Here is a 3362-nt window from a genome sequence, read left to right as displayed (position 1 = left end):
GCGATTTTCCAGGCGACGACGATGTCGCCCATCAGATCGCATCGCCAGCAAGCCGGCTCCTACAGGTGATGTGACGGTCAGCGACGAGTCAGCAACACCCCGGATTCCATATGATGGGTCCAGGGGAATTGATCGAACAGCGCGCAGCGTTCGATGCGGTGGGTATCGTGCAACTGCGCGATATTCGCCGCCAGGGTCTCCGGGTTGCAGGAGATGTACAGGATATTGTCGAAGCGCCGGGTCAGCTCGCAGGTGTCCGGGTCCATGCCGGCACGCGGTGGGTCGACGAACACGCTGCCGAACTCATAGCTTTTCAGGTCGATGCCGTGCAGGCGCCGGAACGGGCGAACCTCGTTCAGTGCTTCGGTCAACTCCTCGGCGGACAGGCGCACCAGGGTGACGCTGTCCACGCCGTTTTCGTCGAGGTTGCTCAAGGCCGCATTCACCGAGGTCTTGCTGATCTCGGTGGCCAGTACCTTGCGCACCCGGGTCGCCAGTGGCAGGGTGAAGTTGCCGTTGCCGCAATACAACTCCAGCAGATCGTCGGAACGCTCGCCCAGGGCTTCATAGGCCCAGTTGAGCATCTTCTGGTTCACCGTGCCGTTGGGCTGGGTAAAGGCACCCTCCGGTTGCCGGTAGCTGAAGGTGCGCCCGGCAATCTCGAATTTCTCCACCACGTAGTCGTGGCCGATCACCACGCGCTTGCCCTTGGAACGGCCGATGATGCTGACCCCAAGGTCGGCGGCCAGCTGCTCGGCGGCGGTCTGCCAGTGCTCGTCCAGCGGACGGTGATAGCACAGGGTGATCATCGCATCGCCCGCCAGGGTGGTCAGGAACTCCACCTGGAACAGCTTGTGGCTCAGGGGCGCGCTGGCTTGCCAGGCGGCCTTGAGCTTGGGCATCAGTTCATTGATGCGCAGGCTGGCGATGGGGAATTCCTCGATCAGGATCGGCGTGCGCTTGTCGTCCTGGGAAAACATCGCGTAGTGGCGTTCGCCCGCTTCGCGCCAGAGGCGGAACTCCGCCCGCAGGCGGAAGTGCTGCAAGGGCGAGTCGAACACCCGCGGCTCGGGGGCGTCGAACGGCGCCAGTAGGTCGCGCAAGCGCGCGACCTTGTCTTCGAGCTGAGCGGTGTAGGTGTTGGAGTCAAAAGTCATGCGTTGAACCAGCCCAGCTTGATCACGAACAGTATCGACAGAATCACCAGCGCCGGGTTCAGTTCGCGGGCGCGACCGGACAGCAGCTTGATCGCGGTCCAGGCAATGAAGCCGAACGCGATGCCATTGGCGATGGAATAGGTGAACGGCATGGCCAGGGCGGTGACCACCACGGGTGCGGCTTCGGTGATGTCCTCCCAGTTGATTTCCGCCAGGCCCGAAGTCATCAGCACGGCGACGAACAGCAGCGCCGGTGCGGTGGCGAACGCCGGGACGCTGCCGGCCAGCGGGGCGAAGAACAACGCCAGGAGGAACAGCACGGCCACCACCACGGCGGTCAGGCCGGTACGGCCACCGGCACTGACGCCCGCCGCCGATTCAATGTAGCTGGTGGTGGTCGAGGTGCCCAGCAGCGAGCCGGCCATGGCGGCGGTGCTGTCGGCGATCAGCGCGCGACCCATTTTCGGCATGTGGCCGTCCTTGCCCATCAGCCCGGCGCGCTTGGCGACGCCGATCAGGGTGCCGGAGTTGTCGAACAGGTCGACGAACAGGAAGGCGAAGATCACGCTGACCAGGCCGATGTCCAGGGCGCCCTTGATGTCCAGCTGCAGGAAGGTCGGGGCCAGCGATGGCGGTGCCGAGACGATCCCGCCGAACGGGCTGAAGCCCATCAGGATCGAGACGATGGTCACGCCGAGGATGCCGATCAGCACCGCGCCACGGACTTTCAGGGCATCCAGTGCGACGATGGCGGCGAAGCCCAGGGTCGCGAGGATCGGTGCCGGCTGCTTGAGGTCACCGAGGCCGACCATGGTCGCCGGGTTGCTCACCACGATGCCGGCGTTGTGCAGGGCGATCAGCGCCAGGAACAGGCCGATACCGGCGGCAATCGCCGAACGCAGCGGCAGCGGGATGCTGTTGATGATCCATTCGCGGATGCGGAAGATCGACAGCACGAAGAAGCACACCGCCGAGATGAACACCGCCCCCAGCGCGACTTGCCAGGTATGGCCCATGTGCAGGACCACGGTGTAGGTGAAGAAGGCGTTCAGGCCCATGCCCGGTGCGAGGGCGATCGGGTAGTTGGCGATCAGGCCCATGACCGTCGAGCCGAAGGCCGCGGCCAGGCAGGTGGCGACAAACACCGCGCCCTTGTCCATGCCCGTTTCGCCGAGGATGCTCGGGTTGACGAACAGAATGTAGGCCATGGCCAGGAAGGTGGTGACGCCCGCGAGTATCTCGGTGCGTACATTGGTGTTGTGTGCCTTGAGTTGAAACAGCCTTTCCAGCATCTCTGCTCCCCCGTGGCGCACTCGGCGCCGTGAATGAATCGATCCCCAAACAGCCAAGCACAGACTCTAGCGGCCTGATGAGCTTCTGTCTGTGGAAAAAAGCCGCGCATCATACCAGTGGTTTGTGCCGGTTGGCTGCGCGTTGCAAGCAAGATGCCAGGACATGGGCAAAAAATTTGTCCTGGCGCGGGGCATCGGTGTCGTCGCCGAGTCCATCAGGCATACTGCTGGCTCCTTTCGGAGGGATTTATGAGCAGTCGAGTGAAGAGTCTGGTCCTGGGTATGGGCCTGGTGATGGCCAGTACGGTGCTGACGGCGTCTGCCGCGCCGGCCCAGGCGCTGATTGGCGTGGGCCTCTATACGGTGGTGTCCAAGGGCTGTGTCGAGGACGTATCCGACGGTCGTACGCAAACCCAATGCGCCCATCGCGGGCCGATCACCGTGACAGTGGTGGAGTCGGGTTATGGGCACGGTCTGCTGGCCTTTCTCAACGGTGTCCCCCTGACATACGCCACGCGCAGTTCACTCTGTGAATTCCAACGGCCATTCGCACCTTGCACCAGTGGCAAGGTGGTGGGTTACAAATTCACCTATGTGTTTGAGCTGGACAGCCAGCAGGTCGGCACTTTCGTCGTCGCCGATCGTTCGCTGACGGCGCCGGTGCGGACCCTGGGGGCGGAAATTCAAATCGCCGCCTACTAAGCGACTTTCGCAGGCTCGGCCGCTTGTGCCGGTTGCCCCGGGGCTTCGTGCATACGGTCGCGTCGGGCCAGGGTCGGAAACAGTTTCATCCAGCTCCCGGTGATCACCAGGGTGCCTATACCGCCCATCACCACGGCGGGCACGGTGCCGAACCAGTTGGCCGTCAATCCTGACTCGAATTCGCCGAGCTGGTTGGAGGCGCCGATAAACA

3 protein-coding genes and 1 pseudogene are annotated in these 3362 nt (G+C 63.5%); 1 reads left to right on the top strand and 3 read right to left on the bottom strand.

The window, feature by feature from the left end:
• Positions 1-77: 77 nt before the first annotated feature.
• Positions 78-1157 (bottom strand): tRNA (uridine(54)-C5)-methyltransferase TrmA, encoded by a 1080-nt coding sequence (trmA, locus tag M5C71_RS33495; protein WP_103495860.1) that lies wholly within the window; start codon positions 1155-1157, stop codon positions 78-80.
• Positions 1154-2449, bottom strand: coding sequence for an NCS2 family permease (locus M5C71_RS33490; protein ID WP_103495861.1), 1296 nt, complete (start codon positions 2447-2449; stop codon positions 1154-1156). Before M5C71_RS33490 ends, trmA begins: the two co-directional genes overlap by 4 nt.
• Before the next feature lie 249 nt (positions 2450-2698).
• Here M5C71_RS33490 and M5C71_RS33485 point away from each other — a divergent pair, with 249 nt between their 5' ends.
• Entirely contained in the window at positions 2699-3151 is a 453-nt protein-coding gene (locus tag M5C71_RS33485; RefSeq protein ID WP_103495862.1) for a DUF4879 domain-containing protein, read from the top strand.
• On the opposite strand, the pseudogene M5C71_RS33480 reads toward M5C71_RS33485, so the two are convergent.
• Positions 3148-3362: pseudogene (locus tag M5C71_RS33480) on the bottom strand (MFS transporter); the annotation flags it as partial. The gene M5C71_RS33485 and the pseudogene M5C71_RS33480 sit on opposite strands and share 4 nt — an antisense overlap.

This window comes from Pseudomonas sp. MWU12-2345, from assembly GCF_023242385.1.
Taxonomy (GTDB): domain Bacteria; phylum Pseudomonadota; class Gammaproteobacteria; order Pseudomonadales; family Pseudomonadaceae; genus Aquipseudomonas; species Aquipseudomonas gingeri_D.
This window is presented reverse-complemented; position numbering and strand designations above follow the sequence as displayed.

Coding starts and splice junctions, on each gene's coding strand:
- trmA (WP_103495860.1), bottom strand. CDS start 1,157: ATGACTTTTGACTCCAACACCTACACCGCTCAGCTCGAAGACAAGGTC.
- M5C71_RS33490 (WP_103495861.1), bottom strand. CDS start 2,449: ATGCTGGAAAGGCTGTTTCAACTCAAGGCACACAACACCAATGTACGC.
- M5C71_RS33485 (WP_103495862.1), top strand. CDS start 2,699: ATGAGCAGTCGAGTGAAGAGTCTGGTCCTGGGTATGGGCCTGGTGATG.